This window comes from Oceanisphaera sediminis (genome assembly GCF_039539745.1).
In the GTDB taxonomy this organism is placed as follows: Bacteria; Pseudomonadota; Gammaproteobacteria; order Enterobacterales; family Aeromonadaceae; genus Oceanimonas; species Oceanimonas sediminis.
Map to the genome: position 1 here is coordinate 1 of NZ_BAABDS010000009.1, position 15,051 is coordinate 15,051.

Consider the following 15,051-nt stretch of genomic DNA (forward strand, 5'->3'; position numbering starts at 1 on the left):
CCATTCCATAATCTGGCCCACCATATTTCTGTATATAAATACAGTGTAGACACAGTTAACTCATACATAGCCGATCACATTAAACATTCGATCTTTTTGACTGCGATATCAATCCCGGACAGTTTATTCAAATTGGTATTAGCGTTGCCACACCACCGGGAACCAGTCTTCCCGCATTCTGTCGCCGGTTTGCAGGTTGATACCGTCAAACGGCGGTGAAGTAGCGTCACCACGGTCTACATAGCGCACATCGTCGCCCATGAAGCGGGTAGAAAAGGCCCGGCGACGATTCATGGTCTGGTTGCCCGGGGCGCCGTGTACCGTCTTGAAGTTGAACAGCAAGGCATCGCCCAATTCCATCTCGGGGATCATGATCTCGAAGTCACCGCCGTCGATATCCGGCATCTCCATGAAGTGGCTGTCTTCCTTGTACCAGGAGGCATTGGTCGACCATTTGCTCGGCCGCACCAGCCTGGGCCAGCGGTGGGAGCCCAGTACTACCTGCAGGGCGTTTTCCGGGGTGATAGGATCCAGCGGTATCCAGTAGCTGCCGGTCTGCTCGCCGTCTACGCAGTAATAGGGCAGGTCCTGATGCCAGGGAGTGGCCTTGGAGGTACCCGGCTCTTTCACCAGAATGTGCTCATGAAACACCTGAATACGCTCCGAGCCGGTGGCTTCGCCGACGATGGCGGCCCCCGGCGACTGCTCAATCCACCGCTTGAACTCGGGAATACGCTGCCAGTTGCAGTAATCCTCAAAGAAACGGCCGGTATCGTTGCCGGTGACGTTTTCACGGCCATGCTCGCTGGGGTTGTTCAGTACCTTGTCGAAGCCGGCACGCAGCGGTTCAATCCAGTCCTTGAACACGCCCTTGATCACGATGGCGCCGTCGCGCTCATACGCTGCCTTTTGCTCTGGTGTCAGCCACCGTGTTTCGGCTGACTGCGATGCGGTTATCGGCATATTCATGCTGTATTCCTTTTCCTTCATGAGTAATGAGTCGACTTTAACACCCTCATTACATAGTATAAAAATACACTTTTTATATTAAGTACATAGATCAATGGCTATCCCCTTCACCTTCCGCCAGTTGAGTTATTTTGTGTCCGTGGCCCAGCATGGCAGCATCAGCAAAGCCGCCGAGGCATTGCATGTATCCCAGCCGTCGGTGTCCATCGCCATTCATCAGCTGGAGAGTCTGCTTAATCAGCCGCTGTTTCAACGCCATCGCGGCCAGGGAGTCAGTCTGACCCCCAGGGGGGAAGAATTACTCAAGGAAGCCCGCCAGATCCTCACCCTGTCTCACAACCTGCTGGCCCGCCGGCATGAGCATGAAACCGAGGTAGAGGGGCAACTGGTCATCTGCTGTTTTCGGGACATAGCGCCTTATTATCTGCCCCGACTGGTCAGCGAATTCGAGCGTCGTTACCCCCACATTCGGGTGGTGATGCAAGAGCAGGATCTGGCCGGGGTCAGCCAGGCGCTCAAACAGGGCAAGGCCGAGCTGGCACTGAGTTATGAACTGGGCTTGCCCCAGCAGACAGAAGTGCAGGTGCTGGACGAGCTGAAGCCCTATGCACTGTTGCCGGCCGGGCACGCGCTTGCCGCCAAGCCGGTACTCGGTCTGGCGGAAATAGCGGCTGAGACCCTGATACTGCAGGATATGCCGCTGACCCGGGAGTATTTCATGTCACTGTTCTGGCATCAGGATCTCAAGCCACGCCAGATTCATACCACCGCCTCGTTCGAGATGCAGCGAGGGCTGGTGGCGCATGGTCATGGGGTGGCGCTGTCCTGCACCCGCCCGGCGGGCGATCAAAGCTACGACGGTGAACCTTTGGCCTGCCGACCATTGCAGGATGAATTTCCGCCCCAGCGAGTGGTACTGGCCCGCTCCCGCGAATTTCCGCTCTCCATCCCCGCCCGACTGTTTCTCGACAGCGTCGCCGGGCTGAATAATCAGACATAAAAAAACCGTAAGATCCCGGGTTCAGGTTGAACCCGGGATCTTACGGCTTACGGCTTACGGCTTACGGCTTACGGCTTACAGCTTACGGCTTGCGGCTTGCGGCTTGCGGCTTGCGGCTTACAATACCTGCGCCGCTATCCAGCCGAAGATCACCAACGGAATGTTGTAATGAATAAAGGTGGGGATCACAGAATCACGAATATGATCGTGCTGACCGTCCGCGTTCAGGCCAGCGGTCGGTCCCAGGGTCGAGTCGGACGCCGGTGAGCCCGCATCACCCAGGGCACCGGCGGTTCCCACCAGCGCCAGCGTCGCCAGGGGTGAAAAACCGAAGCTGATGGCCAGCGGCACATAAATAGCGGCGATAATGGGAATGGTAGAAAACGAGGAGCCAATGCCCATGGTAATGAAGAGCCCCACCAGCAGCATGACCAGTGCCGCCAGCGGCGGGCTGTTGCCAATCAGTTCACCGGAGCCGGCCACCAGTTCGGGAATGGCACCAGAGGCCTTCATTACCCCGGCAAACCCCGAGGCGGCAATCATGATAAAGCCAATCAGCGCCATCAATCGCATGCCCTGAGTAAAGACATCGTCCTGATCCTTCCACTTGAACAGGCCATTCATCGACAGCAGGGCAAAACCCAGCAGGCCGCCCAGCACCATGGAGCCGGTACTCAATTGCACCACCAGGGCACCAACGATGGCGGCGATAATCATCAGCAGTTGTTTGCGACTGAGCCGGGTTTGTGGTGTGCCCTGCTCTTTAACGGTCACCTGCTGATGCTGGTAATCCCGCGGCCGACGATAGCTGAACAGCACCGCCACCCCCAGCCCCAGCACCATACCCAATGCGGGCAGCAGCATCGCCTTGGGCGCCATGCCCGGCGTGACATGCATGCCCAGCCCGTCACCGGCCTGATTAACGCTGTTGGTCAGAATATCGTTGAGGAAGATGGTGCCAAACCCCACCGGGGTGGTCATGTACATGATGGTGATACTGAAGGTGATCACACAGGCCACGGCGCGGCGATCCAGCTTCAGCATGCTCATCAATCCCAGCAACGGCGGTACCAGAATGGGAATAAAGGCGATATGTACCGGCACCACGGTACCGGAAGCGGCACCCACGATGATCAGGGCACCGAATATCAACCATTTTACGCCGCCCAGCTGGCCCGGCTCCCGCCGGGTACCGACCCAGCCCAGGGCCTTATTGGCCACCAGATCGGTAATACCGGTACGCGACAGCGCCACCGCAAAGGCCCCCAGGGTGGCATAGGCCAGCGCCACGGTGGCGCCGCCGCCCAGACCGTCGTTAAAGGCGCCAATCACCTGCTCTACCGACATTCCGGCCCAAAGCCCGCCAATCAGGGCGGCGACCACCAGCGAAAACACCACAGATACCCGAGCCAGGCATAACGCAACCATCACCAGGATGGCCAGAACAATGGCATTCATAGGATCCACTCCCTCATATAATCAAGTCCCTTTATCGATGTATTCTCGGTGCCCGAACAACACCAGGCACTCACAAAAAATTAACATTAAATACACATTAACGATTCATATAGTTTGTATATACAATAGATATCTTTTTAGCTATCCACCTTGCACGCGCCCGCCTGAACCAGAGCGAATACCGCCAGACCGCCTCTCCCGCCATACTCCGAAAGAGAGCTATATGCGGGATGATTTATCCCTCCAGCGCCTTGCCGACCAGGGCCTGCATGGCAGGAGCAAGCGACACTTGCAGCGCAGCGGCGTGGCCGTCCGGCGACATCTTGCCCCAGGTTTTGCGGATGATGTCGATTAGCTTGTCTTCCTGGTGTCGTGTCGCGAAGTCGGCCAGATAATAACGAATAAACACCAGACAAATTACGTCTTCCAGCGCCTGCACCAGTGGGTCCCGCTTAAGCTGCTTTTTCAGCAGCAGATCCTTGATCCGTTGCTGCTCGCCTGCGTCATAACCGACTTTTGCCATCATATTGGCGCTCAGATCACCATGAAATTGCGCCAGTTCACTGCGCCAGCGTTTGTAACCGGCCTTATCCATCGGGTAGTCGGATCGCGGAATACTCCAGCGCTTGATGTGCTGCGCCCGACAGGCAATTTGCAGCAGTTCCGGTGCATTCGGCATAAATTGCGCCAGGGTGTCGCTCATTCGGCAACTATACAGATACTCCTTCGGCCAATGCTGACCGTCGGCCAGCTCCTGATTGGGATCTTCGCGATTTTCGGCGTCAATCAGCGCCAATACCTGCTGTAAACGGGAATCCTGGGTCATCACCTGACATCCTGTGGAGGTAACAAAAAAGCATTGTTACCTCTGGGCCTGTAAATGCAAGCAACAATCAAGGAGTTACTCCATTTTACCCGGTAAAAAGCGGCCGACGCCCTCGAATAATTTCGACTCCGTATTGATGCATATCAAATATAGCTATAATATGCCGCTTAAGTTGCATCCTGAATATCACTTAAAGAGAGCCATATCATGCTGGATAGCCGCACCATCGACATCGTCAAAAGCACAGTCCCTTTGCTGGAGTCTGCCAACACCGCCCTGACCGAGCACTTCTACCAGCGCATGTTCCGTGACAACCCGGAGCTGAAAGACGTATTCAACCTCAGTCACCAGAAAACAGGCCGCCAGCCCGCCGCCCTGTTTACCGCCGTGCTGGCCTATGCCAAAAACATCGATAACCCGGCGGTGCTGAGTGCGGCGGTAGAGCGCATTGCCCAAAAGCATACCGGCTTTGCCATCAAGCCCGAGCAGTACGCCATCGTCGGCCATCACCTGCTGGAAACCATCAAGGAACTGGCTCCCGATGCGGCCACGCCCGAAGTCATCGACGCCTGGGCCCAGGCCTACGGTGCCCTGGCCGAAATTTTTATCGGTCGTGAAGAGCAGATCTATCAGGGCAACGAAAGCAAGGCTGGCGGCTGGCGTGGCACCCGGGCCTTTGTGGTAAAGGAAAAGCAAGCGGAAAGCGAGCAAATCGTAAGCTTCCTGCTGACTCCGGCCGACGGCGGCGCCGTGGCCGATTACCTGCCGGGCCAGTATCTGAACCTGCACCTGGACAGCCCCCTCCTCGAACACAAGGAATATCGTCAATATTCCCTGTGTCAGGCCGCCAACGGCCGGGAATATCGCATTGCCGTCAAGCGCGAACCGGGTGGCGTGGCTTCCAACTTCATGCACGATCAGGTACGGGTTGGCGATACCCTGCAGGTGCTGCCACCGGCCGGTGACTTCTTCATGGAAGTCAGTGCCGACACGCCGGTCGTGCTGCTCTCCGGCGGCGTGGGTCTGACGCCGATGCGCGCCATGCTCGACCAGCTGCTCAGCCAGGGCCATCAGGCCGACGTTCACTGGCTGCACGCCTGCGAAAACGGCGCCCAGCATGCCTTCAAGGACGATATTCAACAGCGTCGCCAGGCCCACGCCAACCTGAATACCCATGTCTGGTATCGTACCCCGGCCGAAAACGATCAGCCGGCCGAAGACTATCACGCCGAAGGGCTGATGGACTTGAGCCAGGTAAAAGACGCCATCATTCAGGACGGTGCCCATTATTACTTCTGCGGCCCCCTGCCCTTCATGGCCATGGTCAAGGAACAGCTCTCGGCCTGGGGCATCGAAGACGCACGCCTGCATTACGAGGTTTTCGGCCCGCATCAGAGCCTGTAAAAAACCCACCGCCATGCCACCCAGCTTTGGTATGGCGGTTTTACCATTTCATTAATCTTGCTCCCACCATTTCATTATTTCACCAAACCTGCGATCCCCCCTGCCGCAACCAACTTAAAAATGTCATATAAAACAATATATTAACCAAAGTAACATGTGGCACAAATGTTGATAAAAGGTTAACACCCCTTCTATTACCGCTGGATATCAGTCGTTCGGGGGCGCGCTCGGTTTATCCGAACCAGGCGCTCACTTTTACAACAAGGAAATGTTATGACGCAGGCAAGAACCAGAAAGACGCGAAAGCATATCGGCGGACTGACGGCGGCCGCTCTCACCGCACTGTCCGGCCCGACCCTGGCCGCAAATGGACACTATGTGCCCGGAGTGGAAGGCATCAAGGGGGCCGTGGTCCCTCCGCCCGGCGTTTACTACCGCGGCTACCTGGCTCATTACGATATGGACTCGCTCAGAAACGAACAGGGCAATCACCTACCAAGCAACAACACCGGCTCGGTCACCGCTCTGGTTAACCGCCTCGTTTGGGTCTCCAACAAAAAGCTGCTGAACGCCGACTACGGTATGGAAGCCATTATTCCCCTGCAACGCACCTCCCTCGACTTTGGTATCGCCGGCATCAATAGCACCGAGCATGGAGTGGCCGATATCTTTGTCAGTCCGGTTGTACTGGGCTGGCACGGCCGGCAGTGGGATGCGGTGTTTGGCGCCGGCCTCTGGTTTGATACCGGCGATTACAGCAGTACCGAGCCTGCTTCCATTGGCAAGGGTTTCAAGACCACCATGCTGACTCTGGGCGGCAACTATTACCCGGATGCCGCAAAGAGTTGGTCGATATCGGCCTTGTCCCGCTACGAGATCAAGTCAAAACAGGATGAGACCCATATTACACCGGGTGATAGCTGGCTGGTGGAATGGGCCATGGCAAAAAAACTGAGTACCGGCCTGGAGCTGGGGCTGGTTGGCTACAATGCCTGGCAACTGGAAAACAGTAAGCAAGCGCCGGCCGGAAAAGCAGAGAAGCACAGCCTCGGGGTTGAGGCTGGCTATTTCTGGCCATCGCTGATGATCGGGCTGAACGCCGCCTATTTCAACGAATACGACGTAAAGAACGGGCCCAGTGGCGACCTGTTCCGCCTGACCCTGACCAAGGTATTTTAAGGTTTGGATATAAGGTAGTGCTGGAGCCGGCGACCGCCGGCTCCATTCATGACGGCTCCAGCTTTTTCATTCGGTAGGCCAGCGCTGGCCGGGTCAGGCCCAGCGTGCGGGCAGCCTTGGATACATTGCCGTCAGCCACCTTGAGAGCATGGCGGATCAGGCTTTGCTCCAGGCTTTCCAGACTGAAGTTCTCAGTCAGCAGCCGCTCGCACCAGGCCTCCTGATCGCCGTCGTCGGCAGGGACCTCTTCCCGCAGGGAGCCATCCTGCTGGACCCGACCCACGGCCGAGCCGCTGTCCTTGAAGGCGGGAAAGAAACTACACACCTCTATTTCGTTGTTGTTGTCGGTCAGAATGACGCCGCGTTCAATCAGGTTTTCCAGCTCGCGAATGTTACCGGGCCACTGATATTCCAGCAGCGCTTCCCGGGACTTGTCGGTCACCCCGAGAATACGCTTGTTGTAAATGGTTTGGTAACGCTCCAGAAAATACTGGGTAAGCAATGGAATATCTTCTTTACGCTCACGCAGAGGAGGAATATGCACAGGGAAGATATTCAGCCGATAAAACAGGTCGGCACGAAAACGACCCTCTTGCACCGCTTGCTGCAAATCCTCGTTGGTGGCGGTCACTACCCGAACATCCACCGTTCGGGTTCGGGTATCCCCTACCCTTTCCAACTCGCCTTCCTGCAAGACGCGTAGCAGGGTAGCCTGGGCCCGAGGGGACAGCTCGATCACCTCATCCAGAAAAATAGTACCACCGTCGGCACGTTCAAATTTGCCTTCGCGAGACTGGCTTGCGCCGGTATAGGCGCCCTTTTCCACCCCGAACAACTCGGCCTCAATCAGTTCCGGAGGAATACAGGCACAGTTCACTGCCACGAAGGGATTTTCGGCCCGATCGCTGGAAACATGCAGGCCGCGGGCGAATACCTCTTTGCCGACGCCGGTTTCCCCCTGCAGCAAGACAGTCGCGCGACTGTTGGCTGCCTTCTTGATCAGCTTGCACACCTTGATAAAGGCGGCAGACTGACCGATGGAATTGAATATTTTATAATCGTATTCGCTGTCATCTCCCACCGTATCTCTTAGCCTGACCAGCTCGTTTCTCAGCGCGAACAGCTCTTCGGCAACGGGATCCGGCAACATGAATTTCTCGATTTCCGCCTTGTCTTCCCATTCGTCCAGCGGCTTGCCGACAATACGGCAACAATCATCCCCCATGGCAGCACAGCGGGTTTCTTTATAGATAATGGTTTGCCCCATGAAGTAGCTGGTGTAGCCGCTGGAGTAACCCAGCAGGCTCCAGCAGATCGGCTCTTCGGCATGGCCAAAGTAATGCTGATGCACATCCGCTTCATAAGAGTTGAACCAGTCGAATTCCCCCAGAAAGTGACCCGACTCCATGTCGATTTCCAGTTTGGTAGGAACCACCTTGACCATGCCGCGAATGGCGTGCAGCTGCGGTCCCGCCATGAACATCTCTTCTTTGGTGATATGCGGCCTGACTTTACGGGCGACTTCCGCGTCTTTAAGCCCGGAGTGGTAACCAAAACGCATCAAAAAACGTTTGGCCCTTTGCACTCCCAGCGTTTCAACCAGCTCCTTGCGTAATTGCCCCATCACATTCGCATGGATAAGCAGCATTCGTTGCTCATTAAACCAGATTTTTCCTTGCTCGCTGCTAAAGCGAATACCGGAAATCAAATCTTCCGGGTCGAGTATTTTCAAGCTATCCAGATCGTTCATTTTTCATTTTCATCCCTGTCCGTGGCTCATGGCGAACACCGCCAGCAGGATCCCATGTGCGAGATCTGCTTCCCTCGCATACCGCCCTCACCAAATAACCAACATAAAGGCAACAATATTAACCATTTGATCAAATCTGTAAATTACCATCAAACCGCCCACATCAAAAAACAAGCCAAAAAAAACAACAAAAACCATTAAAAACAATAAGTTAAATAAAAAATAATCGTCAAGTTAAAAATGGCACCCTAGTTGCAATTAAGTCATGGATGAAACGGAGTGTTTACACATTGTTATCAATACGCTGGAGGTTAACACCATGGATGCACCCAGGCCACGCCCGGTATCAAGCAATCAGGCTCCCTTCAAAAGCCTGACCAAATATATCCGCGTACGCAGTCCGCAGGATGCCCGCTTTGTCGAGTTCGACTTTGCCATCGATGATCCCGGCCTGTTCGTGGAGTTGGTCATGCCCAAAGATGCATTCAAGCACTTCTGCCAGACCAATCAGGTGGTGGAAATGACCCAGGCGCAGAGCGATACCGTCGATGCCGAGATGGACAAATGGCGATATGGAGAGGAAACCCTGCTCAGCCGTAATCACAATCACTCGCAGAAATAAGATTCTCAGGAAAGAGGAAGCAAGATGACACTGGAAATCAAAACCGCCGGCATAGAGCCGATACGACAGACGTTTGCCAATATCAGCCGCCGTTTTGGCGAAAAGCCGGCCAGCCGCTATCAGGAGGCCACCTACGACGTACAGGGTGAAGCCAACTTCCACTACCGTCCGCTGTGGGATCAGAAAAAACAGCTGAATGACAAAAGCCGTACCGTCATCGAGATGGCCGACTGGTACAGCTTTCGTGACCCGCGCCAGTTCTACTACGGTGCCTATGTACAGCAGCGGGCCCGCATGCAGGAAGGCGCCGAAAACAACTATACCTTCTTTGAAAAGCGCGAGCTGGCCGCCAACCTGAGCGATGAATTGAAGTCCAAACTCACCCGCTTCCTGCTTCCTCTGCGTCATGTGGAGCAAACTGCCAACCTCAATCACATGTTTGGCGCCGACTACGGCTACGGCACGGCTATCACCCAGGCCCTGCTGTTTGCCGGCATGGATCGACTGGGCATGGCGCAGTACCTCTCCCGTATCGGCCTGCTGCTTGATGGCAACAGTGCCGACTCTCTGGCCCAGGCCAAAGAATACTGGATGACGGATCCGGCCTGGCAGGGGCTGCGTGCCTTGTGCGAAGAGACCCTGGTCACCAAGGACTGGTTCGAGCTGTTTATCGCGCAAAACCTGGTGCTGGATACCCTGCTCAATGATGTCGTATACCGTCAGTTCGATACCTGGCTGGTGGCCAACGGCGGCCGTGATATCGGCCTGCTGACCGAGTTCATGAAGGAATGTAACAAGGATCTCGGCCGCTGGAGCGACAGTGCCTTCAAGATAGCCGCCGCCGAAAGCGAGTCTAACCGACAGCAGTTGCAGCAATGGACCGAAAAATGGCGTGGCAAGGTAGCAGATGCCCTGTCACCACTGGTGCGGGACATGCTGGGTGACGACGCCCTGCAGGACGCCCTCAACGCACTCGACAAACGCATCGCCAAGGCTGGCATCAGTCAATAAGGAAACCATCACATGTCAAAAGTGTATCTGGCTCTGCAAGACAACGATATTTCCCGCTATATCGTCGAGGCCATCGAAGAAGACAACCCGGATGCCAGCATTCAGCACATGCCGGCGATGATCCGCATTGAAAATGAGGATCTGCTGGTGATACGGCGTGAAACCGTCGAAGAAAAGCTGGGCCGTGACTGGGATGTGCAGGAACTGCACCTCAACCTGATTACCCTGGGCGGCAACGTGGATGAAGACGAAGATCAACTCACATTGTGCTGGAAAAGCTGAGGAAAGGAGTGACTCATGGCTGCTAAAAAACTGAACCTCAAGGATAAATACCGACTGCTGACCCGCGATCTGGACTGGGAGTTTTCCTATCAGGATCGCAAGGATGCCTTTCCGTTCGAAGAGTTCGAAGGCATCAAGATCACCGACTGGTCAAAATGGGAAGATCCCTTCCGCCTGACCATGGATGCCTACTGGAAATATCAGTCGGAAAAAGAAAAGAAGCTGTACGCCATTTTCGATGCCTTTTCCCAGAACAACGGCCAGCTCAACGTCTCCGACCCGCGTTATGTCAACGCCATCAAGCTGTTTCTGACGGCGGTCACCCCGCTGGAATATCAGGCCTATCAGGGATATGCACACGCCGGCCGGCAATTCGGCGGCATCGGCGCCCGTATCGCTTCACAGATGCAGTCCATTGATGAACTGCGCCATGTGCAAACCCAGATCCACGCCATGAGCCACTACAACAAGCATTTTGATGGCTTCCAGGACTGGAGCCACATGCACGACCGGGTCTGGTATCTGTCGGTGCCCAAATCCTTCTTCGAAGATGCCCGCAGTGCCGGCCCCTTCGAATTTTTGCTGGCCATCAGCTTTTCCTTTGAATACGTACTGACCAACCTGCTGTTCGTACCTTTCATGTCCGGTGCCGCCCACAATGGCGATATGGCCACCGTTACCTTCGGGTTTAGCGCCCAGTCCGACGAAGCCCGTCACATGACCCTGGGTCTGGAGATCATCAAGTTCCTGCTCGAGCAGCACGAGGATAACCTGCCGATAGTACAAAAATGGATCGACAAGTGGTTCTGGCGTGGCACCCGGCTGCTGTCCATCGTCGGCATGATGATGGATTACATGCTGCCCAACAAGGTGATGTCCTGGAAGGAAGCCTGGGAGATGTACTTCGAGGAAGCCGGCGGCGCCCTGTTCAAAGATCTGGCCCGCTATGGCATCCGGATGCCGAAATACAGCGAAGTCATCGAAAAGGAAAAAGAACATGTGTCGCACCAGGCCTGGTGGATTTTCTACAACTACGGTCATGCCGCCGGCTTCCATACCTGGATCCCCAGCGATGAGGAACTGGACTGGCTGAGCGAGAAGTATCCGGACACCTTCGACAAATATTACCGTCCGCGCTGGGAGCTGGCCAAAAAAATGGAAGCGGAAGGCAAGCGTTTCTACAGCAGCGGTCTGCCCCAACTGTGCCAGGTATGTCAGGTCCCCATGACCTTCACCGAGATGGACAAGGATCCGGGCCAGATCAGTTACCGGGAGGCCATCCACGAGGGCGAGCGATATCACATGTGCTCCGATGGCTGTCACGATATTTTCTGTGATGAACCGGAAAAATACGCCCAGGCATGGCTGCCGGTTAACCAGATCCTTCAGGGTAACTGTGGCGGCCCCGATCTGGAGCAGATCCTCAGCGACTATTACCGCATGAACGTCGGCGCCGACAACATGGACTTCAAGGGCTCACCGGACGAACAACGCTGGAACCAGTGGAAAGGCATGGCCTGACCCCAAGCCGTATTAACAGGGGACGAATAATGTCCCCGATATCAAGGAGAAACACATCATGCCGGTTATCGCACTCAACAAAGACTACAAGGGCGAAGTCAGGGATGCCAGAGCCAACTTTGGCGACAATATTCTGGTGCATATTGGATGGGACGAGCACCTGCTGTTCTGCTCGGCCAAGACGTTTCTACTGTCTCCGGCCATGCCGTTTTCCGATCTTCAGGACAGGATCCTGAGCGAAGGATTCAGCCAGCATCCCGATTTCGAACATATTGACTGGTCCAGCGTGCAATGGACCCTCAACGGCCAACCGCTGTCGCCCTCTCGCGAACAGACTCTGGAACAGCAAGGTTTCGATCACAAGTCGTTGCTGCGCTTCAGAACGCCGGGGTTGAACGGTTACAAAGGCACGGGCGTTTAAGGAGGTTTTATGAGCTACGAAGTCACCATTGAGCCGACCGGCGATGTCATCGAGGTAGAAGAGGGACAGACCATACTGGATGCCGCCTTGCGTCAGGGAGTGTGGTTGCCTTTCGCCTGCGGTCACGGCACCTGCGGCACCTGCAAGGTGCAGATCACCGATGGTTTTGCCGATGTAGGCGCGGCATCGCCCTTTGCTCTGATGGATGTGGAGCGGGAAGAAGGAAAAGTACTGGCCTGCTGCTGCATGCCGGAATCCGATCTGGTTATCGAGGCCGATATCGACGTGGATCCGGATTTTGCCGGTTATCCGGTACAGGATTACAGCGGCACCGTCACCGAAATCCTTGCTCTGTCTCCCACCATTCGCGGCCTTCGCATCAGGCTGGATCGGGACATGGACTTCCAGGCCGGTCAGTACATCAACCTGCAGGTGCCTGGAGTGGACGGCAGCCGGGCCTTCTCCCTGGCTAATCCCCCCTCTTCCTCGCAGGAGATCGAACTGCACGTGCGCAAGGTCGAAGGCGGCAAGGCCACAACCTGGCTGCATGACGAGCTGCAGGTGGGCGACTCGCTCGCGCTGTCCGGTCCCTATGGCCAGTTCTTCGTGCGTAAATCCGATGAGCAGGGCGCCATCTTTATTGCCGGTGGCTCGGGCCTGTCCAGTCCCCAGTCGATGATTCTGGATATGCTGGCCGAAGGCGATTGCCGTCCCATCTACCTGTTCCAGGGCGCACGCAATGTCGCCGAACTCTATAACCGTGAGTTGTTCGAACGGCTGGCCGACGGGCACGACAACTTTCACTACATACCGGCACTGAACGCCCCTTTGCCGGAAGATGACTGGCAGGGCTTTAGCGGCTTTGTGCACGAGGCCGTGGCGGATTACTTCAAGGAACGCTGTGCCGGCAACAAAGCCTACCTGTGTGGCCCGCCACCGATGATCGATGCCGCCATTACCACCCTGATGCACAGCCGTCTGTTCGAGCGTGATATCCATATGGAATCATTCCTGACTGCCGCCGACGGTGTCCAGGAACAAAACCGCTCCGCCCTGTTCAAGCGTATATAGGGGAAATGGCAATGCAGAAATTAAACTGTGAGCAAGAGATATCAGGAAGTTACATGCCTGCAACCATTCAGTCCATTGAAGCCATGCTGGTCGACATCCCGACCATACGTCCGCACCAGCTTTCCATGACCACCATGGCCGTTCAGACCATGGTTATCGTGCGCATGAAAGACTCCGAGGGTCTGGAGGGTGTGGGCGAAGCCACCACCATCGGTGGCCTGGCCTACGGGCCGGAAAGCCCGGAAAGCGTCAAGCTGACCATAGATACCTACTTCGCCCCCCTGCTGTTAGGCCAAGCTGCAGACAACATCAATACCCTGAGAGTCAGGCTGGACGCCTGCACCCGTGGCAACAACCTGGCCAAGTCCGCCATCGAGACCGCCCTGCTGGATCTGCAGGGCAAGCGCCTGAATCGCCCGGTGTCGGATCTGCTGGGCGGCGCCGTGCATCAACACCTTCCGGTGCTCTGGACCCTGGCCAGCGGCAATACCGCCAAAGACATCGATGAAGCCCACAGCCTGATTGCCGCCAAACGTCATTGTGATTTCAAACTGAAAATCGGCTCGCGTTCCCTGATGGACGATGTTCGCCACGTGGCGGCCATCAAGTCCGCCGTGGGTGACAGCGCCAGCGTGCGGGTCGATGTCAATCAGGCCTGGGATGAAGCCACCGCCGCCAGAGGCATGGCCGAGCTGCAGGCCGCCGGTATCGATCTGGTCGAGCAACCGACCCCGATGAAGGATCTGGCGGCGCTGGTGCGCCTGTCCGAAAAGTTCCATCTGCCCATTCTGGCCGACGAAGCCGTGGCCGATGCAAAAGACATGTTCAGTCTGGCCGCCGCCGGCTTTGCTGGTGCCGTGGCGCTGAAAATTGCCAAGGCGGGCGGCCCGCTGCGGGCGCTGGAAGTGGCCAGGGTGGCCGATGCCGCCGGTATCGGTCTCTATGGCGGCACCCTGCTGGAAGGCACCATCGGCTCCGTGGCCGCGCTGCATGCCTGGTCCACACTCGACAAAATTCACTGGGGGACCGAGATGTTCGGCCCACTGCTGATGAAGGACGACATCGTGGTCAAGCGGTTGAACTTTCATGACAACGGCGTCGAGCTGCCCACCGGCCCCGGTCTGGGCATAGAGATAGACGAAGACAAGCTGACCTACTATCGCCGCAAATAATAGCGCTAGACAAACAGTCGCACTCATTACCAAACGGAGAAAGACCCATGCTGTTCAAAGTCGAGATGAAGGTGAATATCCCCCATGGCATGCCGGCGGATGTAGCGGAAGAAATCAAGGCGCGAGAAAAAGCCTACGCCCAGGAACTGCAGACCCAGGGCAAGTGGCGTCACCTGTGGCGGGTGGCCGCCAGCTACGCCAACGTCAGCATTTTCGATGTGGCCGACAACGCCGAGCTTCAAGAGCTGATAAGCGGCCTGCCGCTGTTCCCTTACATGGACATCAGCGTCGCGCCCCTGTGCCGGCATCCGTCCTCCATTCACGAAGGGGATCGCTAATCCGAATATCAGCCCTTATCAACGACA

General features: G+C 56.1%; 15 protein-coding genes and 1 pseudogene. 12 read left to right on the forward strand and 4 right to left on the reverse strand.

Annotated elements, in window-relative coordinates; genetic code table 11:
• Window positions 1–138 precede the first annotated feature (138 nt).
• Window positions 139–969, reverse strand: coding sequence for a phytanoyl-CoA dioxygenase family protein (locus ABD827_RS03365; protein ID WP_344962319.1), 831 nt, complete (start codon window positions 967–969; stop codon window positions 139–141).
• A gap of 94 nt (window positions 970–1,063) precedes the next feature.
• Between ABD827_RS03365 and ABD827_RS03370 the strand changes: the two genes are divergently transcribed.
• Entirely contained in the window at window positions 1,064–1,969 is a 906-nt protein-coding gene (locus tag ABD827_RS03370) for a LysR substrate-binding domain-containing protein (RefSeq protein ID WP_344962321.1), read from the forward strand.
• A gap of 117 nt (window positions 1,970–2,086) precedes the next feature.
• Here ABD827_RS03370 and ABD827_RS03375 read toward each other — a convergent pair whose 3' ends face one another.
• Both ABD827_RS03375 and ABD827_RS03380 read right to left on the reverse strand, forming a co-directional pair.
• A complete protein-coding gene (locus ABD827_RS03375; RefSeq protein WP_344962323.1) occupies window positions 2,087–3,427 on the reverse strand; it encodes a Na+/H+ antiporter family protein in 1,341 nt (446 codons plus the stop codon).
• Window positions 3,428–3,662: 235 nt separating this feature from the next.
• Complete coding sequence (locus ABD827_RS03380; protein ID WP_344962325.1) at window positions 3,663–4,253, reverse strand: DUF4202 domain-containing protein; 591 nt, start codon at window positions 4,251–4,253, stop codon at window positions 3,663–3,665.
• A gap of 207 nt (window positions 4,254–4,460) precedes the next feature.
• Between ABD827_RS03380 and hmpA the strand changes: the two genes are divergently transcribed.
• Entirely contained in the window at window positions 4,461–5,657 is a 1,197-nt protein-coding gene (gene hmpA / locus ABD827_RS03385) for an NO-inducible flavohemoprotein (protein ID WP_344962327.1), read from the forward strand.
• A gap of 273 nt (window positions 5,658–5,930) precedes the next feature.
• Window positions 5,931–6,836, forward strand: coding sequence for a SphA family protein (locus ABD827_RS03390; RefSeq protein ID WP_344962329.1), 906 nt, complete (start codon window positions 5,931–5,933; stop codon window positions 6,834–6,836).
• A gap of 46 nt (window positions 6,837–6,882) precedes the next feature.
• Here ABD827_RS03390 and ABD827_RS03395 read toward each other — a convergent pair whose 3' ends face one another.
• Window positions 6,883–8,586, reverse strand: a complete 1,704-nt coding sequence (locus tag ABD827_RS03395) for a sigma 54-interacting transcriptional regulator (RefSeq protein WP_344962331.1) — start codon at window positions 8,584–8,586, stop codon at window positions 6,883–6,885.
• 319 nt (window positions 8,587–8,905) lie between these two features.
• Here ABD827_RS03395 and ABD827_RS03400 point away from each other — a divergent pair, with 319 nt between their 5' ends.
• The 9 genes and pseudogenes from ABD827_RS03400 (at window position 8,906) to catC (ending at window position 15,024) form a co-directional block, all read left to right on the forward strand.
• Window positions 8,906–9,208 (forward strand): phenol hydroxylase subunit, encoded by a 303-nt coding sequence (locus ABD827_RS03400; RefSeq protein ID WP_344962332.1) that lies wholly within the window; start codon window positions 8,906–8,908, stop codon window positions 9,206–9,208.
• 24 nt (window positions 9,209–9,232) lie between these two features.
• Window positions 9,233–10,219, forward strand: a complete 987-nt coding sequence (locus ABD827_RS03405; RefSeq protein ID WP_344962334.1) for an aromatic/alkene monooxygenase hydroxylase subunit beta — start codon at window positions 9,233–9,235, stop codon at window positions 10,217–10,219.
• A gap of 12 nt (window positions 10,220–10,231) precedes the next feature.
• Window positions 10,232–10,501, forward strand: a complete 270-nt coding sequence (locus ABD827_RS03410; protein ID WP_344962336.1) for an MmoB/DmpM family protein — start codon at window positions 10,232–10,234, stop codon at window positions 10,499–10,501.
• A gap of 15 nt (window positions 10,502–10,516) precedes the next feature.
• Entirely contained in the window at window positions 10,517–12,022 is a 1,506-nt protein-coding gene (locus tag ABD827_RS03415; RefSeq protein ID WP_344962338.1) for an aromatic/alkene/methane monooxygenase hydroxylase/oxygenase subunit alpha, read from the forward strand.
• A 58-nt stretch (window positions 12,023–12,080) separates the two neighbouring features.
• A pseudogene (locus ABD827_RS17810) lies at window positions 12,081–12,308 on the forward strand (phenol hydroxylase subunit P4); the annotation flags it as partial.
• 5 nt (window positions 12,309–12,313) lie between these two features.
• The gene (locus ABD827_RS17815) at window positions 12,314–12,475 is read left to right on the forward strand and encodes a hypothetical protein (protein ID WP_425567960.1); all 162 of its coding nucleotides are present in this window, start codon (window positions 12,314–12,316) and stop codon (window positions 12,473–12,475) included.
• On the forward strand, window positions 12,453–13,514 hold the full coding sequence (locus ABD827_RS03425) for an NADH:ubiquinone reductase (Na(+)-transporting) subunit F (RefSeq protein ID WP_344962342.1): 1,062 nt from the start codon (window positions 12,453–12,455) through the stop codon (window positions 13,512–13,514). Before ABD827_RS17815 ends, ABD827_RS03425 begins: the two co-directional genes overlap by 23 nt.
• A 53-nt stretch (window positions 13,515–13,567) precedes the next feature.
• Window positions 13,568–14,686 (forward strand): muconate/chloromuconate family cycloisomerase, encoded by a 1,119-nt coding sequence (locus ABD827_RS03430; RefSeq protein ID WP_344962343.1) that lies wholly within the window; start codon window positions 13,568–13,570, stop codon window positions 14,684–14,686.
• Between the two features lie 47 nt (window positions 14,687–14,733).
• Window positions 14,734–15,024: a muconolactone Delta-isomerase gene (catC, locus tag ABD827_RS03435; RefSeq protein ID WP_344962345.1), complete on the forward strand. Its 291-nt coding sequence runs from the start codon at window positions 14,734–14,736 to the stop codon at window positions 15,022–15,024.
• The last annotated feature ends 27 nt before the right edge of the window (window positions 15,025–15,051 follow it).